The 19,215-nt window shown below is 66.9% G+C and carries 10 protein-coding genes and 3 rRNA genes; 9 read left to right on the forward strand and 4 right to left on the reverse strand.

All coding sequences use genetic code 11. The features are described from left to right. The first annotated feature begins 583 nt into the window (after window positions 1–583). The 3 genes from OG598_RS00005 (at window position 584) to rrf (ending at window position 5,791) form a co-directional block, all read left to right on the forward strand. Window positions 584–2,098 (forward strand): 16S ribosomal RNA (locus OG598_RS00005). Between the two features lie 382 nt (window positions 2,099–2,480). Next, window positions 2,481–5,589: ribosomal RNA gene (locus OG598_RS00010) — 23S ribosomal RNA — on the forward strand. Window positions 5,590–5,674: 85 nt separating this feature from the next. Then, window positions 5,675–5,791, forward strand: a 5S ribosomal RNA gene (gene rrf, locus OG598_RS00015). Together the 16S, 23S and 5S rRNA genes form the textbook arrangement of a ribosomal RNA operon. Before the next feature lie 335 nt (window positions 5,792–6,126). Here the strand turns inward: rrf and OG598_RS00020 are convergent. Then, a complete protein-coding gene (locus OG598_RS00020; protein ID WP_328652495.1) occupies window positions 6,127–6,813 on the reverse strand; it encodes a hypothetical protein in 687 nt (228 codons plus the stop codon). A gap of 69 nt (window positions 6,814–6,882) precedes the next feature. On the opposite strand from OG598_RS00020, the gene OG598_RS00025 reads away from it, so the two are divergent. Genes OG598_RS00025 through OG598_RS00035 form a run of 3 tightly spaced genes read left to right on the forward strand, consistent with a single transcriptional unit; the run spans window position 6,883 to window position 11,263 of the window. Next, complete coding sequence (locus OG598_RS00025; RefSeq protein ID WP_328652496.1) at window positions 6,883–9,501, forward strand: valine--tRNA ligase; 2,619 nt, start codon at window positions 6,883–6,885, stop codon at window positions 9,499–9,501. After that, a complete protein-coding gene (locus OG598_RS00030) occupies window positions 9,498–10,832 on the forward strand; it encodes a bifunctional folylpolyglutamate synthase/dihydrofolate synthase (protein ID WP_328652497.1) in 1,335 nt (444 codons plus the stop codon). Before OG598_RS00025 ends, OG598_RS00030 begins: the two co-directional genes overlap by 4 nt. After that, window positions 10,829–11,263, forward strand: coding sequence for a DUF4233 domain-containing protein (locus OG598_RS00035; RefSeq protein ID WP_328652498.1), 435 nt, complete (start codon window positions 10,829–10,831; stop codon window positions 11,261–11,263). The genes OG598_RS00030 and OG598_RS00035 overlap by 4 nt, the downstream gene beginning before the upstream one ends. 38 nt (window positions 11,264–11,301) lie before the next feature. On the opposite strand, the gene OG598_RS00040 is transcribed toward OG598_RS00035, so the two are convergent. Then, window positions 11,302–12,819, reverse strand: coding sequence for a VOC family protein (locus tag OG598_RS00040; RefSeq protein ID WP_328652499.1), 1,518 nt, complete (start codon window positions 12,817–12,819; stop codon window positions 11,302–11,304). Between the two features lie 141 nt (window positions 12,820–12,960). Between OG598_RS00040 and ndk the strand changes: the two genes are divergently transcribed. After that, window positions 12,961–13,386, forward strand: a complete 426-nt coding sequence (gene ndk, locus OG598_RS00045) for a nucleoside-diphosphate kinase (RefSeq protein ID WP_088949743.1) — start codon at window positions 12,961–12,963, stop codon at window positions 13,384–13,386. Between the two features lie 37 nt (window positions 13,387–13,423). Here ndk and sigJ read toward each other — a convergent pair whose 3' ends face one another. Together sigJ and OG598_RS00055 are read right to left on the reverse strand one after the other, a co-directional pair. Further along, window positions 13,424–14,302 (reverse strand): RNA polymerase sigma factor SigJ, encoded by an 879-nt coding sequence (gene sigJ / locus OG598_RS00050; protein WP_328652500.1) that lies wholly within the window; start codon window positions 14,300–14,302, stop codon window positions 13,424–13,426. Beyond that, window positions 14,299–14,730: a carboxymuconolactone decarboxylase family protein gene (locus tag OG598_RS00055; RefSeq protein WP_442931480.1), complete on the reverse strand. Its 432-nt coding sequence runs from the start codon at window positions 14,728–14,730 to the stop codon at window positions 14,299–14,301. Before OG598_RS00055 ends, sigJ begins: the two co-directional genes overlap by 4 nt. 394 nt (window positions 14,731–15,124) lie before the next feature. Here OG598_RS00055 and ileS point away from each other — a divergent pair, with 394 nt between their 5' ends. Continuing rightward, window positions 15,125–18,331, forward strand: coding sequence for an isoleucine--tRNA ligase (gene ileS / locus OG598_RS00060; protein WP_328652502.1), 3,207 nt, complete (start codon window positions 15,125–15,127; stop codon window positions 18,329–18,331). A 105-nt stretch (window positions 18,332–18,436) separates the two neighbouring features. Continuing rightward, complete coding sequence (locus OG598_RS00065; protein WP_328652503.1) at window positions 18,437–19,126, forward strand: lysophospholipid acyltransferase family protein; 690 nt, start codon at window positions 18,437–18,439, stop codon at window positions 19,124–19,126. Window positions 19,127–19,215: the final 89 nt, after the last annotated feature.

Below are 19,215 nucleotides of genomic sequence, written 5' to 3' on the forward strand. Positions count from 1 at the left end.
CCGCGTAACTTTCTCTCTGCACGGGGGAGGCCGGACAAACGGGCCGAGAACGGGCGCCAGGCTCGTGGCGGGAACGCCGAGCGAGACTGAGGATCGGGCGGTGCGGAACACTCCGGAAACGGGGTTGCGAACGCGGAGCCGACCGGGTAGAGTTCTGAAGCCGGCAGGAGCCGGGCGGAGAGCCGCGAAGCGGTGATCGGCCGGTCTGCGGCTTCCCACGACAGAAACGAACGTCGGCAACGACGTGCGTCATCGTGGACTCGAGCAAGCAACACTATCCGCATTGTCGGGTGAAGCACGACGAACCGCGAAATATCGGTTTGACACGGCGGAAACGAGCGGGTAACGTAGTAAAAGTGCCTGGCGCTGGAAAGCGCTAAGGGCGCGGTACGGAATACCCCGGTTGGGGTTCCACGTGGTGGGGCTTCTGGTCGGTGTGTGGTTGTTCTTTGAGAACTCAACAGGGTGCTTGTAAAGCCAGTGCCAATTATGATTTATACCCCGGACTGGTCAGTTTTTGCTGGCTGGTTGGGATTCCTTTGGCAACATTTGTTTGTTGTCAGGATGCTGTTCAACTAATTTTTTGTTGGAGAGTTTGATCCTGGCTCAGGACGAACGCTGGCGGCGTGCTTAACACATGCAAGTCGAGCGGAAAGGCCCTTCGGGGTACTCGAGCGGCGAACGGGTGAGTAACACGTGAGCAACCTGCCCCAAGCTTTGGGATAACCCTCGGAAACGGGGGCTAATACCGAATAGGACTGCTGGCCGCATGGCTGGTGGTGGAAAGTTTTTCGGCTTGGGATGGGCTCGCGGCCTATCAGCTTGTTGGTGGGGTGATGGCCTACCAAGGCGACGACGGGTAGCCGGCCTGAGAGGGCGACCGGCCACACTGGGACTGAGACACGGCCCAGACTCCTACGGGAGGCAGCAGTGGGGAATATTGCACAATGGGCGGAAGCCTGATGCAGCGACGCCGCGTGAGGGATGACGGCCTTCGGGTTGTAAACCTCTTTCAGCAGGGACGAAGCGAGAGTGACGGTACCTGCAGAAGAAGCACCGGCCAACTACGTGCCAGCAGCCGCGGTAAGACGTAGGGTGCGAGCGTTGTCCGGATTTATTGGGCGTAAAGAGCTCGTAGGCGGCTTGTCGCGTCGACCGTGAAAACTTGGGGCTCAACCCCAAGCCTGCGGTCGATACGGGCAGGCTAGAGTTCGGTAGGGGAGACTGGAATTCCTGGTGTAGCGGTGAAATGCGCAGATATCAGGAGGAACACCGGTGGCGAAGGCGGGTCTCTGGGCCGATACTGACGCTGAGGAGCGAAAGCGTGGGGAGCGAACAGGATTAGATACCCTGGTAGTCCACGCTGTAAACGTTGGGCGCTAGGTGTGGGGGGCCTCTCCGGTTCCCTGTGCCGCAGCTAACGCATTAAGCGCCCCGCCTGGGGAGTACGGCCGCAAGGCTAAAACTCAAAGGAATTGACGGGGGCCCGCACAAGCGGCGGAGCATGCGGATTAATTCGATGCAACGCGAAGAACCTTACCTGGGTTTGACATGGCCGCAAAACTCACAGAGATGTGAGGTCCTTCGGGGGCGGTCACAGGTGGTGCATGGCTGTCGTCAGCTCGTGTCGTGAGATGTTGGGTTAAGTCCCGCAACGAGCGCAACCCTCGTTCGATGTTGCCAGCGCGTTATGGCGGGGACTCATCGAAGACTGCCGGGGTCAACTCGGAGGAAGGTGGGGATGACGTCAAGTCATCATGCCCCTTATGTCCAGGGCTTCACGCATGCTACAATGGCCGGTACAATGGGCTGCGATACCGTGAGGTGGAGCGAATCCCAAAAAGCCGGTCTCAGTTCGGATCGGGGTCTGCAACTCGACCCCGTGAAGTCGGAGTCGCTAGTAATCGCAGATCAGCAACGCTGCGGTGAATACGTTCCCGGGCCTTGTACACACCGCCCGTCACGTCACGAAAGTCGGCAACACCCGAAGCCGGTGGCCCAACCCTTGTGGAGGGAGCCGTCGAAGGTGGGGCTGGCGATTGGGACGAAGTCGTAACAAGGTAGCCGTACCGGAAGGTGCGGCTGGATCACCTCCTTTCTAAGGAGCACCTTCACCTGAAAGGGTGCAAGGAGCCCGCGGCCCACGAATGTTGGGTCGGGGTGCTCAGATGGCGGAGACACTGGCAAGTTTTTCCTCGGCAACGGTCGGGTTCACCTAGTACAGCTGCTCTTCGGGGTGGTGGGAACGGTTGGTCTCGGTGCGGCTGAGAAGGAATGTAAGCACCCTGTTGGGTCCTGAAGGAACAACCGTTGTGTTGTTGTTTCAGAGACGTGGCTGGCCTCCTGTGTGGGGGCTGGCAGTCTGCCAGGCATGGCCTGGCCCCACATACCGCCAACTGTTGTTGGGTTTGGTGTGGGGCGGATCGGGTTGTGGGTTGGTCGTTTGTTGAGAATTGCACAGTGGACGCGAGCATCTTTGTGGTCAAGTTGTCAAGGGCGAACGGTGAATGCCTTGGCACCAGGAGCCGATGAAGGACGTGGGAGGCCGCGATAGGCCTGGGGGAGCTGTCAACCAAGCTGTGATCCCAGGGTGTCCGAATGGGGAAACCTGGCACCAGTCATGTGGTGTCACCCACACCTGAACACATAGGGTGTGTGGAGGGAACGCGGGGAAGTGAAACATCTCAGTACCCGTAGGAAGAGAAAACAATTTAGTGATTCCGTGAGTAGTGGCGAGCGAAAGCGGATCGAGGCTAAACCGGCTGCGTGTGATACCTGTCAGGGGTTGCGTGGTCGGGGTTGTGGGACCCTGCTGAACAAGCTGACACTTGTTCGAGAAGTTACAAAGTCAGTGGCTAGTCGAACAGTCTGGAATGGCTGACCGTAGACGGTGAGAGTCCGGTAGGTGAAAGTTGCTGACCTTCTGTGGGTGTTCCCGAGTAGCGGCGGACCCCTGAAATCTGCCGTGAATCTGCCAGGACCACCTGGTAAGCCTAAATACTTCCTGGTGACCGATAGCGGACAAGTACCGTGAGGGAATGGTGAAAAGTACCCCGGGAGGGGAGTGAAATAGTACCTGAAACCGTTCGCCTACAATCCGTCGGAGCCTTGCGGGGTGACGGCGTGCCTTTTGAAGAATGAGCCTGCGAGTTAGTGGCATGTGGCGAGGTTAACCCGTGTGGGGGAGCCGTAGCGAAAGCGAGTCTGAATAGGGCGATTCAGTCGCGTGTCCTAGACCCGAAGCGGAGTGATCTAGCCATGGGCAGGCTGAAGCGCGGGTAAGACCGCGTGGAGGGCCGAACCCACCAATGTTGAAAAATTGGGGGATGACCTGTGGTTAGGGGTGAAAGGCCAATCAAACTCCGTGATAGCTGGTTCTCCCCGAAATGCATTTAGGTGCAGCGTCGCGTGTTTCTTGCCGGAGGTAGAGCACTGGATGGTCTAGGGGGCCCACAAGCTTACCGAAATCAGCCAAACTCCGAATGCCGGTAAGTGAGAGCGCGGCAGTGAGACTGCGGGGGATAAGCTTCGTAGTCGAGAGGGAAACAGCCCAGATCACCAGCTAAGGCCCCTAAGCGTGTGCTAAGTGGAAAAGGATGTGGGGTCGCATAGACAACCAGGAGGTTGGCTTAGAAGCAGCCACCCTTTAAAGAGTGCGTAATAGCTCACTGGTCAAGTGGTTCCGCGCCGACAATGTAGCGGGGCTCAAGCACACCGCCGAAGCTGTGGCATTCACATTTTATCCTCGCTTGGACTTGATTCCTTGTGCAGGTGTGTGGATGGGTAGGGGAGCGTCGTGCCGCGAGTGAAGCAGCGGGGTGACCCAGTTGTGGACGCGGCACGAGTGAGAATGCAGGCATGAGTAGCGAAAGAAGGGTGAGAAACCCTTCCGCCGGATGACCAAGGGTTCCAGGGCCAGGCTAATCCGCCCTGGGTGAGTCGGGACCTAAGGCGAGGCCGAGAGGCGTAGTCGATGGACAACGGGTTGATATTCCCGTACCCGCGAAAGAGCGTCCCTGATGAACCTCGTTGTGCTAACCACCCGAACTTGGTGAGGTCTTCGGACTGAGCTGAGGGAGCGTGGGAACCTGATGGGTAGTAGTCAAGCGATGGGGTGACGCAGGAAGGTAGCTGAGCCCGGCCGGTGGTTGTGCCGGGGTAAGCGTGTAGGCCGTGTTGTAGGCAAATCCGCAACACATGAAGGCTGAGACGTGATGCCGAGCCGATTCAGGTGAAGTCAGTGATCCTATGCTGCCGAGAAAAGCCTCTAGCGAGTTCTTAGCGGCCCGTACCCCAAACCGACACAGGTGGTCAGGTAGAGAATACCGAGGCGATCGGGCGAACTGTGGTTAAGGAACTCGGCAAATTGCCCCCGTAACTTAGGGAGAAGGGGGGCCGGAGACGTGAAGCCCCGCGCGGGTGGAGCGTTGTATGGCCGCAGAGAGCAGGGGGAAGCGACTGTTTACTAAAAACACAGGTCCATGCGAAGAAGTAATTCGATGTATATGGACTGACGCCTGCCCGGTGCTGGAACGTTAAGGGGACCTGTTAGCTCTTCGGGGCGAAGCGGAGAACTTAAGCGCCAGTAAACGGCGGTGGTAACTATAACCATCCTAAGGTAGCGAAATTCCTTGTCGGGTAAGTTCCGACCTGCACGAATGGCGTAACGACTTCCCCACTGTCTCAACCACAGGCCCGGCGAAATTGCAGTACGAGTAAAGATGCTCGTTACGCGCGGCAGGACGGAAAGACCCCGGGACCTTTACTATAGCTTGACATTGGTACTCGAATTAGCTTGTGTAGGATAGGTGGGAGCCGGTGAAGTCCATACGCCAGTATGGGTGGAGGCAATCTTGAAATACCACTCTGGTTGATTTGGGTATCTAACTTCGGACCGTTATCCGGTTCAGGGACAGTGTCTGGTGGGTAGTTTAACTGGGGCGGTTGCCTCCTAAAAGGTAACGGAGGCGCCCAAAGGTTCCCTCAGCCTGGTTGGCAATCAGGTGTTGAGTGCAAGTACACAAGGGAGCTTGACTGTGAGACTGACAGGTCGAGCAGGGACGAAAGTCGGGACTAGTGATCCGGCACTTGCGAGTGGAAGCGGTGTCGCTCAACGGATAAAAGGTACCCCGGGGATAACAGGCTGATCTTCCCCAAGAGTCCATATCGACGGGATGGTTTGGCACCTCGATGTCGGCTCGTCGCATCCTGGGGCTGTAGCAGGTCCCAAGGGTTGGGCTGTTCGCCCATTAAAGCGGTACGCGAGCTGGGTTTAGAACGTCGTGAGACAGTTCGGTCCCTATCCGCCGTGCGCGTAGGATACTTGAGAAGGGCTGTCCCTAGTACGAGAGGACCGGGACGGACGAACCTCTGGTGTGCCAGTTGTCCTGCCAAGGGCACGGCTGGTTAGCTACGTTCGGAAGGGATAACCGCTGAAAGCATCTAAGCGGGAAGCCTGCTTCAAGATGAGGTATCCCACCCACTTTGTGGGGTAAGGCCCCCAGCTAGACGACTGGGTTGATAGGCCGGAAATGTAAGCCCGGTAACGGGTTCAGTTGACCGGTACTAATAGGCCGAGGACTTGACTACTAAGCTGCTACGCGTCCACTGTGCAACTCTGAACAAGCGAACACCCGTGAAATTGTGCCGGGGTTGTTTGATATGTTCATAGAGTTACGGCGGTCATGGCGGAGGGGAAACGCCCGGTTACATTCCGAACCCGGAAGCTAAGCCCTCCAGCGCCGATGGTACTGCACTCGTGAGGGTGTGGGAGAGTAGGACGCCGCCGGACAATCTTTCAGAAAAGGCCATCCCCCAACGGGGATGGCCTTTTCTGCGTTCGCCCTTTCCTGCGTTTACCTGCCTGGTTGATCGGCCCGGGTTTCCTGACACCGGGGTTACCCGGACGGCCGGTTAGGCCGGGTCAGGGGTCCGAGCTGGCCGAGGCCGGCAAGGTCATGCTCGATCCTGGTTGTAGTGGTGTTCGCACGTCGTGAGGCCACTACATCCAGGATGTTGCGCGATCTTGGTGCCGGAGGGTCGGGCGGGATGGGGGATGGGCGGGGATGGCCGCGGGTTTCGCGTTGCCGATCGGTCGGCGTCCACTTGGGCGACCTGCGTGTTCGGTCAGTCTCGGGTCTGCATGCCGTCGCGGAGGTTGCGCAGCAGCCCGCCGGCGTCGCTGACCGACCGGCCGGGGAACATCGCCATGACCACGCTGCCGTGATCGGCCCAGCCGCACACCGCGAAGTCTCCGCCCTCGCCGCTGGTGCTGCCACACTTCAGCAACCCGCCGAGATCACCCGCGGGCAGCTCCCGCAGACCGTTCACCGCACCGGTCTCGTCCGACATCAGGCGGAAGAGGCTGTCCAGGTCGCGTTCCGGCTGCCAGAGCAGGGTGGTGCCTCCGAAGATGAGCACGGAGCGCTTGTCGTCGGCCGGGTCGCGGTAGACGGTGCCGAAACTGCGGTCCAGTTCGATGTTCGCCGCCAAGCCGCTGCGCAGATAGTCGGCAGTGCTCTTCGCCCGCTCACTGTCGTCGCGGGTCAGACCCGCCACCCGATCGGGTGAGGCCAGTTGGGTGTCCTTCTGCTGCGCCACCCGCCACCCACCGACACCAAGCACGCCGGCACCCGCGAGACCGACCACCAATGCGACCGTCCAACCGATCTTGCGCCGGCGTGACCAGCCGCTGGACCCCTCGTCGGGGTCGCCTCCGGAGTCCCGGGTGCTCAGCTGGATCGGCTCTTCGGTCAGCTCGACCGGCTCGCGGCCGCCGTCGCGCGACCGCTCGGTGAGATGTGCGTCGGACATAGCCGACACCGTACGCGAACGGCAGGTGGCGCACGTCAGGTCTGCGGAAGCCCTCCGTAGACTTGTCCGGTGACCGAGAGACTGGATGCCCGACGCCCCGACGCCCCGACCCTTGCCGGCCAGTACCAGCCCGGTGAGGTAGAGCAGCGACGGTACGAGCAGTGGGTAGCCGGCGGGCACTTCCGGGCCTCCGCCGACAGCGACAAGCCCCCCTTCACCATCGTCATCCCGCCGCCGAACGTCACCGGCTCGCTGCACATGGGCCACGCGTTCGAGCACACGCTGATGGACGCGTTGACCCGGCGTAAGCGGATGCAGGGCTTCGAGGCGCTGTGGCTGCCGGGGATGGACCACGCCGGCATCGCTACCCAGAACCTGGTCGAGCGTCAGCTCGCCGCCGAAGGGCTGTCCCGGCACGATCTCGGCCGGGAGAAGTTCGTCGAGCGGGTCTGGCAGTGGAAGGCCGAGTCCGGTGGCGCCATCCTCGGCCAGATGCGCCGCCTCGGCGACTCAGTCGACTGGGACCGCGAGCGCTTCACCATGGACGAGGGGTTGACCCGCGCCGTCCAGACGATCTTCAAGAAGCTCTTCGACGACGGCCTGATCTACCGGGCCAACCGGATCATCAACTGGTGTCCGCGCTGCCTCACGGCGCTCTCCGACATCGAGGTCGAGCACACCGACGACGACGGCGAGCTGATCTCGATCCGCTACAGCGACGAGGTCGTGGTGGCCACCACGCGGGCCGAGACGATGCTCGGCGACACCGCCGTGGCGGTGCACCCCGACGACGAGCGCTACCAGCACCTGATCGGCACCGAGGTCGAGCTGCCGTTGACCGGCCGCCGGATCCCGATCGTCGCCGACGCGCACGTCGACCCGTCCTTCGGCACCGGCATGGTCAAGGTGACGCCGGCCCACGACCCGAACGACTTCGAGATCGGCCAGCGGCACGACCTGCCCGCGCTGACCGTGATGGACGAGCGCGGTGTGATCACCGTTCCCGGCCCGTTCGAGGGGTTGGACCGGTTCGAGGCGCGACCGGCGATCGTGGCGGCGCTGCGGGAGCAGGGCCGGATCGTCGCCGAGAAGCGCCCGTACGTGCACGCGGTCGGGCACTGCTCGCGGTGCAAGACCACAGTCGAGCCGCGGCTGTCGCTGCAGTGGTTCGTCAACACCGCCCCGCTGGCCCAGGCCGCGGGTGACGCGGTGCGCGACGGCCGGGTGCGCATCGAGCCGGCCGAGCTGTCCAAGCGCTACTTCGCCTGGGTCGACAACATGCACGACTGGTGCATCTCCCGCCAGCTGTGGTGGGGGCACCGCATCCCGGTCTGGTACGGCCCGGCGGGTGAGATCGTCTGCGTCGGCCCCGACGAGGCGCCGCCGAGCGGCGAGGGCTGGCACCAGGACGAGGACGTCCTGGACACCTGGTTCTCCAGCGGCCTGTGGCCGTTCTCCACACTGGGCTGGCCCGAGCAGACCCCGGACCTGGCGAAGTTCTACCCGACCAGCGTGCTGGTCACCGGGTACGACATCCTGTTCTTCTGGGTCGCCCGGATGATGATGTTCGGCCTCTACGCGATGGACGGCCGGCCGCCCTTCGACGTGGTCGCGCTGCACGGCATGGTCCGTGACCAGTTCGGCAAGAAGATGTCGAAGTCGTTCGGCAACGTGGTCGACCCGCTGGACTGGATCGACCGGTACGGCGCCGACGCCACCCGGTTCACCCTGGCGCGGGGCGCGAACCCCGGCCAGGACGTCCCGGTCAGCGAGGAGTGGTGCCAGGGCTCCCGCAACTTCTGCAACAAGCTCTGGAACGCCACCCGGTTCGCCCTGATGAACGGCGCGCACACCACCGGCGACCTGCCCCCCACCGAGCAGCTCTCCACCGTCGACCGGTGGATCCTGTCCCGGTTGGCGCACGTCACCGCCGAGGTCGACGAGCAGTTCGAGGCGTACGAGTTCGCCAAGGTGTGCGACCTGCTGTACCACTTCGCCTGGGACGACGTCTGTGACTGGTACGTCGAGCTGAGCAAGCCGGTGCTCGCCGAGGGCGGTGAGCGCGCGGAGGCCAGCCGCCGGGTGCTCGGGCACGTGCTCGACCAACTGCTGCGGCTGCTGCACCCGGTCATCCCGTTCGTCACCGAGGAGCTGTGGCTCGCGTTGACCGGCGGCGAGACGGTGCAGGCCGCCGCCTGGCCGGTGGCCGACCGGTCGCTGGTCGACGACGCCGCCGAGGCCGAGTTGGTCGGTGTGCAGCGGGTGGTCACCGAGATTCGCCGGTTCCGTTCCGACCAGGGGCTGCGCCCCACGCAGCGGGTGGCTGCCCGCCTGGACGGGCTGTCCGGCGCGGGTATCGCTGCCCACGAGCCGCTGATCCGTTCGCTGGTCCGGTTGGATCCGGCCGGTGACGACTTCCAGGCCAGCGCCACGTTGGCCATGCCCGGCGCCGTCGGTGTCGCGTTGGACACCCGGGGGTCGATCGACGTGGGCGCCGAGCGGGCCCGGCTGACGAAGGACCGCGCGGCAGCCGAGAAGGAGGTCGCGCAGGCCCGGGCGAAGCTCGACAACCCTGCCTTCATCGGCAAGGCCCCCGAGCCGGTGGTCGCGAAGATCCGCGACCGGCTCGCCACCGCCGAGGCCGACCTGGTCCGGATCAACGCTGCTCTGGAGACACTGCCCTCGTGACCGACCGTACCGAATTCGCCGCCGTCGAGGCCGAGCTGAACGCCCGTGGCTTCACCCGCATGGTCTTCGAGCTGGACCGGATCGAGTCGCTACTCGACCTGCTCGGCAGCCCGCAGCGGGCGTACCCGGCGATCCACCTGACCGGGACCAACGGCAAGACCTCCACCGCGCGGATGATCGACTCGCTGTTGCGGGCGCACGGGCTGCACACCGGGCGGTACACGAGCCCGCACCTGGAGACCGTCCGGGAGCGGATCAGCCTGGACGGGGAGCCGGTCAGCGAGGAACGGTTCACGTCGGTGTACCGGGAGATCAAACCGCTGGCCGAGCTGGTCGACGCACGGTCGGACGAGCCGCTGACGTACTTCGACATGACCACCGCGCTGGCGTTCGCCACCTTCGCCGACGCGCCGGTCGACATCGCGGTGGTCGAGGTGGGCCTCGGCGGGGCCGAGGACGCCACGAACGTCCTCCAGGCCGGGGTCTGTGTGATCACCCCGATCGGGCTGGACCACACCGAGTGGCTCGGTGACACGCTCCAGGACATCGCGCTGGCCAAGGCCGGCATCATCCACCCGGGGGCCACAGTGATCTCGGCGGCCCAGGAGGAGGAGGCCGCTGGTCCCCTCCTCGAACGCTGCGCCGAGGTCGGGGCCACCATCGCCCGGGAGGGCGGCGAGTTCGGCGTGCTGGGTCGGGCGGTCGCGGTCGGCGGTCAGGTGCTCACCCTCCAGGGGCTGGGTGGCGTGTACGACGACGTGTTCATTCCGCTGCACGGTGCCCACCAGGCGCAGAACGCGGCAATGGCGCTCGCCGCCGTGGAGGCGTTCCTGGGAGCGGGGGCTCGGCGTCAGCTGGACATCGAGGCGGTCCGGGAGGGCTTCGCCTCGACCAGTTCCCCGGGCCGGCTGGAGCGGGTCCGTAACGCCCCGACCATCCTGCTGGACGGTGCGCACAACCCGCACGGCATGAAGGCCACAGTCACCGCGCTCCAGGAGGAGTTCGCGTTCAGCAAGCTGGTGGCCGTGATCGGCGTACTGGCCGACAAGGACGCCGAAGCGCTGCTGGAGCTGCTGGAGCCGGTGGTCGACCAGGTGGTGGTCACCCGCAACAGCTCGCCGCGGGCGATGCCGACGGAGGAACTCACCGCGCTGGCCGCCGAGATCTTCGGCGAGGAGCGGGTGGCTTCGGCCGAGGAGATGCCGGATGCGATCGAGCTGGCGGTGGCGATGGCCGAGGAGGACGTCCCCGGTGAGCTGAGCGGGGTCGGGGTGCTGGTCACGGGGTCCGTGGTGACTGTCGCCGACGCGCGCCGGCTGCTGAAGCGATGACCAGCCCGGAGCGGGACCCGCACCCCACCGAGGACCCGGCCGGCCCGCCGGTCGAGCAGCCGGTGGGGGAGGAGCCCACTGCTGGGGAGCCGCGACGCTCCGGGTTGCGCAACCCGGAGCGGGCGGTACGCGGTCTCGGTGCCGGCACGCTCAGCTTGGAGGCGCTGGTGCTGTTGCTGGCGATCCAGCCGATCCGGGTGGTCGGCGGTGACCTCGGCGGCGCCGCGATCGGGGCGGTGGTGGCACTGGCGGTGGCCGCAGTGGTGCTCGCCGGCATGATGCGTCGCCAGTGGGCCTGGAACGCCGGCACCGTGCTCCAGGGCCTGCTGTTGCTGGGCGGCCTGCTGCACTGGTCGCTGCTCGGGCTGGGCATCATCTTCGCCCTGGTCTGGGCGTACGCGTTGCACGTTCGCCGCGTCATTCTCGGCTGACGCCGGGCCCGGCCGGCGCCGTCCGACGGCGGGCCGGGTCAGGCGTCGGCGCGTTCGCGCCACTGGGTGAGGGCGACACCGTGGCCGTCCGGGTCGCGGAAGGCAGCCGCCCACCCCTCCAGCTTGGTGCCCCGGTTGACCACCCGCGGCGCGTACGTGAAGCGGACGCCCGACCCGCGCAACCGCTCGTACGCCGCCTCGATGTCGCTCACCTCAAGGTTGACGTGCACGAGTCGGCGGCTGATGGGCGCCGCCCCGGTCACCTCGCGCAGGACGATCCGGGTCGACCCGGAGGCCAGGACGGCGTTGTGGGCACCCTGGTCGACCTCGCTGAAGCCGAGCACGTCGCGGTAGAAGTTGAGCGACCGGGGCAGGTCGGTGACCAGCAGGGTGAGGCCCACCCCGCTGATCGGCGCGGCCGGGTCCGCGGCCGAGCCGGCGTCGAACCCGAAGATCGCCTGGTCCAGTTCCTCGTCGATCACCGTCGCGCGTGCGGCCCCGGCCGGGGAGGGATCGTCCAGCGGAAGATCGAGTGGGTCCAGCGGGTCGGCCGCTCCCGGGCCGGACCGCTGCACGGGCGGCGGGTCGAAGCGCTGCGCGCCGGGCTGCTCGAAGCGCTGCGCGCCGGGCTGGTCGGCGGGGTCCTCGGCGGGTGGGGCGGTACTGCCGCCCTCGTCGGAAGTGTCGAACCGGTCGGCGGCGGGCTCGTCGAAGCGCTCCTCGGCGGGCGGGCGCGGCGCCGGAGTGGTTGCCCGTCGGGGCAGCCCGCCGGCCTGCGGCTCGACGACGACGCCCTCCAACACCACCGGGCCACCCGGGCTCTGGTGCATCACCACGGGCTCGCGCTCCTCGGGCACGACGCCCGGATCGTCGCGCCGGAGGTCGTCGCGCCGGAGGTCGTCGCGCCGGAGGTCGTCGCGCGAAGCGTCGGTGCGCAGCGGGTCACCCAGCGGGTCGCGGAACGGGTCACCGACCGGATCCCGGAACGGGTCACCGACCGGGTCGCGGAAGTCGTCGTCGGGTGCGCGGTCGGCCCACGGCGGCGCGTCCTGCTGGATCAACAACTCGTCCATCGCCTCCGCGTCGGCGAACTCGGGCGGAAGGTCGGCGACGGCAGCGGCGGTCTCGGCATGGGTCGGCACCTCGTCCCAGAGGACCTTGACGTGCCGCTGGTCGTCCAATGCGACCCGGATCGGCAGGGTCTGGCCCAGCGACGGCCACTTGGAGACCGGCACCCTCGGCTCAATGATCTTCTTCGAACGGGGCGGTAGCCCAGGGGCGTCAATCACCAGTTGCAGTTCGCAGCGGCCGAACGCGTACTGGGTGGGTGGTTCGGAGGCGCTGTGCACGTGCCCGACGCCGACGACCCACGTGCGACCGCCGCCGCGTACGGTCGCCAGCGCGATCGCCAGCACCAGCAGGGCGACCCCGAGGGCCACGATGGCCCAACTCGTCATGCCGAGCCCGAACAGGACGACGAACGTGGCCACGGTGCCCAGCACCGCGCCGATCAGCTTGCGTACCGGCGCGATGGGTCGGTTCCCGCCATTCGCCACAGTGGACCTCCCAGGGTCAGGACCAGGCTAGGCCGGATCGGCCACCGGGGGAAAGACCGGCCGCCGCGCCGGCGCCGGGACCGGGTCGCTAGGCTGACCGTACCGATCCCAAGCGTTCAGCGCGTACAGGAGGAACCCAGCGTGTCCAGCAACAGCCCGGATGAGCGCAGCCTCGTTCTGATCAAGCCCGACGCGGTCCGCCGCGGCCTGGTCGGCGAGGTCCTCTCCCGCTTCGAGCGCAAGGGGCTGCGGATCGACGCGATGGCGCACCGGACGATGGATGCCGCGCTCGCCGACGAGCACTACGCCGAGCACGTCGACAAGGCGTTCTACCCGCCGCTGAAGGACTTCATGACCGGCGGCCCGCTGGTCGCCCTGGTGCTCTCCGGCGACCAGGTCATCGACGTGGTCCGCGGGCTGGTCGGCGCCACCGACGGACGCAAGGCCGCCGCCGGCACCATCCGGGGTGACCTGTCGCTGTCCAACCGGGAGAACCTGGTGCACGCCTCCGACTCGACGGACAGTGCCAAGCGCGAGATCGCGCTCTGGTTCCCCGAGCTGGGCTGACGCCCACCGGCCCGGGGCCGACCGACGACGCCCGGATTCAGTCGACCGCCGGCACCTTCGCCGGGTTGCCGACCACGTAGATCCCGGTGATCCGTCCGTCGGCAGCGGCGATGGTCAGCGTGTACCGACTGCCGTCCGCGCGGGTGATCAGCATCGCCGGTTCGCCGTTGAGCTCGACCGGATCCATCGCCACCCGGTGACGCGGGCCGTAGACCCCGGCGTAGAACCGGGCGATCCGGTCCGCGCCGGTGACCGGGTTGAGGGCGGCCCGCACCCGACCGCCGCCGTCGTTCCACGCGGTGGCGTCGGCGGCCACCAGGCCGGTGAGCCTCGCCAGGTCACCGTCGCGGGCGGCGGCGAGGAACGCGTCCAGCAGCCGCTCCCGCTCCGGGCGGCTGGCGGTGAACCGACGCTGCTCGTGGCGTACCCGCGCGGTCGCCCGGTGGTGCAGCTGCCGGCAGTCGGCGACGGACCGGTCCAGGATCTCGGCGATCTCCGCGTACGGCAGGTCGAAGGCGGTGTGCAGGACGTACACCGCCCGCTCCGGCGGGGTGAGCCGCTCCAGGACGTGCAGCAACGCGGTGGAGAGCGAGTCGCGCAGCTCCACCCGGTCCAACGGTCCGAACGGCGAGGGCGCGGTCGGCACCGGCTCGGGCAGCCACGTCCCGACGTACGTCTCCCGGGCCGCCTGCCGGGCGCGCAGCCGGTCCACTGCCAACCGGGTGACCACCCGGGACAGGTACCGGCGCGGCTCCTCGACGCGGGCCCGGTCCACACCCAGCCAGCGCAGGTACGCCTCCTGGAGCACGTCCTCCGCGTCGTGCCGGCTGCCGAGCAGGCGGTACGCGAGCCCAAGCAGCATCGGCCGGTGCGCCTCGAGCGCACCGGCCGCCTCCGCTGCCGCCCCGGTGGTCACGCCTCGGCCGGAGGCTCCAGCCGCATCGTCACCCCGATCCGATTCCACACGTTGATTGTGGCAATCGCGATGACGAGGTCGGCCAGTTCCTTCTCCGACCAGACCTTCGCGGCGTCATCCCACACCTCGTCCGGCACCCCGTGCTCGCCGAGCCGGGTCACCGCGTCGGTGAGTGCCAGCGCGGCCCGCTCCCGCTCGTCGAAGAAGGGCGCCTCCCGCCAGGTGGCGACAGCGAACAGCCGCCGGCTCGACTCGCCGTCGGCGAGCGCGTCCCGGCTGTGCATGTCCACGCAGTACGCGCACCCGTTGATCATCGACGCCCGCAGCTTCACCAGCTCCAGCACTGTGCGGTCGACGTTCGTCTGGACGTACTTCTCCAACCCCAAGACGGCCTTGTACGCCTGCGGCGCGACCTCGGCCGGGTTCATCCGTTGCACGACTACCTCCTGATCGGTCCGACGCCGGTACGACGAGTGGGCCGGGTCGGGTCGTGACAACCGGGGATGTGATCCCGCTCATGCCGCCGAGGTGGGCGGGGTGGGCGGCTCGAAGGCGTGGTGGCGGGCGCGTCGAGTATCGTTGGACCCCGTAAGGCGACGACCCGGCCATCACCGGTGAGCCTCCGGAAGAACAGCCGGGCAACCGGCCCAGTAGAACCGGACGGGTGCGGCCCGTCACAGCCGACAATGAGCGGGCGGTCGATCCTGACCGCCAAGCGGGGTGGTACCGCGGGCCACCCGGGAGCGCCGTTCGAGGCGTACCCCGGAAGGTTCGTCCTCGCAGTCCCACGTTGAGTGAGCTGCATGAGGAGAGCGACCCCCGATGGCCTATCCGTTGCACGACCCGACCGCCGCCGGTGTGCCGGCGAGCCCGGACCTGCCCACGGTCGAGCGCCGGGTGCTGGAGCACTGGACGGCCGACAAGACCTTCGAGGCCAGCATCGAGGCCCGCCCCGCCGGCACGGACGGCAAGAACGAGTACGTCTTCTACGACGGCCCGCCGTTCGCCAACGGCCTGCCGCACTACGGTCACCTCTTCACCGGCTACGTCAAGGACGTGGTGCCGCGCTACCAGACCATGCGCGGCCGGCACGTCGAGCGGCGCTTCGGCTGGGACTGCCACGGACTGCCCGCCGAGGTGGTGGCCGAGAAGCAGCTCGGCATCACCAGCAAGGCGGAGATCATCGACCTGGGCGTGGACCGGTTCAACGAGGCCTGCCGTACCTCGGTGCTGGAGTTCACCCAGGACTGGGAGCGGTACATCAACCGGCAGGCCCGCTGGGTCGACTTCACAAACGACTACAAGACCCTCGACCTGGACTACATGGAAAGCGTCATGTGGGCCTTCAAGACCCTGCACGACAAGGGTCTGATCTACGAGGGCTTCCGGGTGTTGGCGTACTGCTGGCGCTGTGAGACGCCGCTGTCGAACACCGAGACCCGGATGGACGACGTCTACCGGGACCGGCACGACCCCACCCTGTCGGTGTGGTTCGAGCTGACCGCCGACGAGTCCGCGCCGGAGCTGGTGCGCGGGCCGGTCAAGCTGGGCGTCTGGACCACCACGCCGTGGACCCTGCCGTCGAATTTGGCGCTCGCCGTCGGACCCGACATCGAGTACGCGGTGCTCGAACACCGGGGTTCCCCCGACAGCGAGCGCAGTGGCGACCGCTACCTGGTGGGGGCGGCGCGGCTGGCCGCGTACGCCAAGGAGCTGGAGGGCTACGAGCAGGTCGGCACGGTGTACGGCCGGGACCTGGCCGGGCGCCGCTACACGCCGCTGTTCGACTTCCTCGTCGAGCAGGCCGGGGAGAACGCCTACCAGGTGCTCGGCGCGGAGTTCGTCACCACCGAGGACGGCACCGGGATCGTCCACCTGGCCCCGGCCTTCGGTGAGGACGACCAGAACGTCTGCAACGCCGCCGGCATCCCCACCATCGTCACAGTGGACGACCACACCCGGTTCACCGCGCTGGTCCCGCCGTACCAGGGTGAGCAGGTCTTCGACGTCAACAAGCCGGTGATCCGGGAACTGAAGGACCGGGGGGTGGTGCTCAAGCAGGACACCTACACCCACTCGTACCCGCACTGCTGGCGTTGCGACACCCCGCTGGTCTACAAGGCGGTGTCGTCGTGGTTCGTCGCCGTGACGCAGTTCCGGGACCGGATGGTCGAGCTGAACCAGGAGATCAACTGGACGCCCGGCCACATCAAGGACGGCTCGTTCGGCAAGTGGCTGGCCAACGCCCGGGACTGGTCGATCAGCCGGAACCGGTTCTGGGGCTCGCCGATCCCGGCGTGGAAGTCCGACGACCCGAACTACCCGCGTCTGGACGTCTACGGTTCGCTGGCCGACATCGAGCGGGACTTCGGTGTACGCCTGACCGACCTGCACCGGCCGGCGGTGGACGACCTGGTCCGCCCCAACCCGGACGACCCGACCGGTCAGTCGATGATGCGCCGGGTGCCGGAGGTGCTGGACTGCTGGTTCGAGTCCGGGTCGATGCCGTTCGCCCAGGTGCACTACCCGTTCGAGAACGCCGACTGGTTCGAGCACCACTACCCGGGTGACTTCATCGTCGAGTACATCGGGCAGACCCGTGGCTGGTTCTACACGATGCACGTGCTGGCCACCGCGCTGTTCGACCGGCCGGCGTTCCGCAACTGCCTGAGCCACGGCATCCTGCTCGGCTCGGACGGGCGCAAGATGTCCAAGAGCCTGCGCAACTACCCGGACGTCTACCACGTCTTCGACGCGTACGGCTCGGACGCGATGCGCTGGATGCTGATGTCCTCGCCGGTGCTGCGCGGTGGGGACATGGCGGTCACCGAGGCGGGCATCCGCGACGCCGTCCGGCAGGTGCTGCTGCCGCTGTGGAACGTGTGGTACTTCTTCACGCTCTACGCCAACGCCGACGGGTATCAGGCGCGGCGGCGCACCGACTCCACCCACCTGCTCGACCGGTACGTGCTGGCGAAGACGAACGAGCTGGTGTCGACTGTCGGCGCGCAGATGGACGCGTACGACATCTCCGGTGCCTGCGCCACCGTCCGGTCCTACCTGGACGCGCTGACCAACTGGTACGTGCGCCGGTCCCGGGACCGGTTCTGGTCCGGTGACGCCAACGCCTTCGACACCCTGTCGACGGTGCTGGAGACCCTCTGCCGGGTGGTGGCGCCGCTCGCGCCGCTGACGGCGGAGGAGATCTGGCGTGGCCTGACCGGTGAGCGTTCGGTGCACCTGACCGACTGGCCGGAGGCGAGCGAGTTCCCGGCCGACCACGACCTGGTGGCCGCGATGGACAACGTGCGGGCGGTCGCCTCGGCGGCTCTGTCGCTGCGCAAGGCCAAGGGGCTGCGGGTGCGACTGCCGCTGTCGAAGCTGACAGTGGCCTCACCGGCCGCGGAGCAGCTGCGGCCGTTCGCCGACCTGGTCGCCGACGAGGTCAACGTCAAGACAGTGGAGTTCAGCGCGGAGCTGTCCGCGTACTGCGAGCAGGTGTTGACTGTGGTGCCCCGGGCGCTCGGCCCACGGGTCGGCAAGCAGGTGCAGCAGGTGATCAAGGCGGTCAAGGCGGGCGAGTGGGAGCTGGTCGACGGCGCCCCGGTGGCCGCCGGCGTCACCCTCGCCGAGGGTGAGTACGAGTTGCGCCTGGTCGCCGCCGACGCCGAGCACTCCGCGCCGCTGCCCGGCGGCGAGGGCGTGGTGGTGCTGGACACCGACGTCACCCCCGAGTTGGCCGCCGAAGGGCTGGCCCGCGACGTGGTGCGGGTGGTCCAGCAGGCCCGGCGGGACGCCGACCTGGACGTCTCGGACCGGATCGTGGTGTCGGTGTCGGCGTCCGAGGAGGTACGCGCGGCGGTGTCCGCGTACGTCGACTTCGTCTCCGCGGAGGTGTTGGCCGACTCGGTGGACTTCACCGAGGGTCCGGGCGGCTCCGCCGACGGCGCCGTTGTCGAGGGCTTGGAGGGCTTCGCCGGCGAGGTCGGCGATGGTGAGCGGGTAACTGTGGTCGTCCGCCGGGTATAACGGACCATCGCCAGGGTGCGGGCGCCTCACCACCTCCGTCCGGGAGGTGTGGAGGCGTCCGCTACCGTGACACCGCCTGTTCGCACCTCATCTGCCGGAGGACCAGTGCCCCTGCTCTACACCATCGGCAAGCTCACCGTGGCGCCCACGCTGCGGTTGGCGTTCCGCCCGACCGTGGAGGGGCTGGAACACCTGCCGGAGACCGGTGGCGCTGTCTTCGCCGGCAACCACCTCTCGGTGGCAGACGAGTTGTTCCTCGGCACGGTAGTGCCCCGGCACCTGGCGTTCTGGGCCAAGTCGGAATATTTCAAGGGCACCGGCGTGAAGGGTGCGATCTCCAAGTTCGTCCTCACCGGCCTCGGTGCGATCCCGGTCGAGCGGGCCGGTGGCCGTGCGGCGCTGTCCGCGTTCGACGCGGCGATCCCGGCGCTCAAGGGCGGTGACCTGGTGGTGGTCTACCCGGAGGGCACCCGCTCGCCGGACGGCAAGCTCTACCGGGGGCGGACCGGCGCGGCCCGGCTGGCGATCTCGGCCGGCGTGCCGATCATCCCGGTCGGCATGATCGGCACGGACAAGGCGCAGCCGATCGGTGCCCGGGTGCCCCGACCGGGCACTGCCAAGATCACGGTTCGATTCGGCAAGCCGCTGGACTTCACCGGGCGACCGGACGACCGCACCTCGCTGCGGCAGATGACCGACGAGCTGATGAGTGAGATCCAGAAGCTCACCGGCCAGGAGTACGTGCCCCGCTACGCCCCGCCGCGCGCTCACCCGGACCCGACCCGCGACGCCTGATCCCGCCGGGCGCACCCTGCCCGGCCCTTGGCCTCCCGGCCGTGCCGCACGGGCGAATGCCCGGCTTGTGGACCACAGCACCCCGGCCG

The sequence above is a fragment of the Micromonospora sp. NBC_00330 genome (assembly GCF_036136635.1).
Taxonomy (GTDB): Bacteria; Actinomycetota; Actinomycetes; order Mycobacteriales; family Micromonosporaceae; genus Micromonospora; species Micromonospora salmantinae.

Coding starts and splice junctions, on each gene's coding strand:
- OG598_RS00020 (WP_328652495.1), bottom strand. CDS start 6,813: ATGTCCGACGCACATCTCACCGAGCGGTCGCGCGACGGCGGCCGCGAG.
- OG598_RS00035 (WP_328652498.1), top strand. CDS start 10,829: ATGACCAGCCCGGAGCGGGACCCGCACCCCACCGAGGACCCGGCCGGC.
- OG598_RS00055 (WP_442931480.1), bottom strand. CDS start 14,730: ATGAACCCGGCCGAGGTCGCGCCGCAGGCGTACAAGGCCGTCTTGGGG.
- ileS (WP_328652502.1), top strand. CDS start 15,125: ATGGCCTATCCGTTGCACGACCCGACCGCCGCCGGTGTGCCGGCGAGC.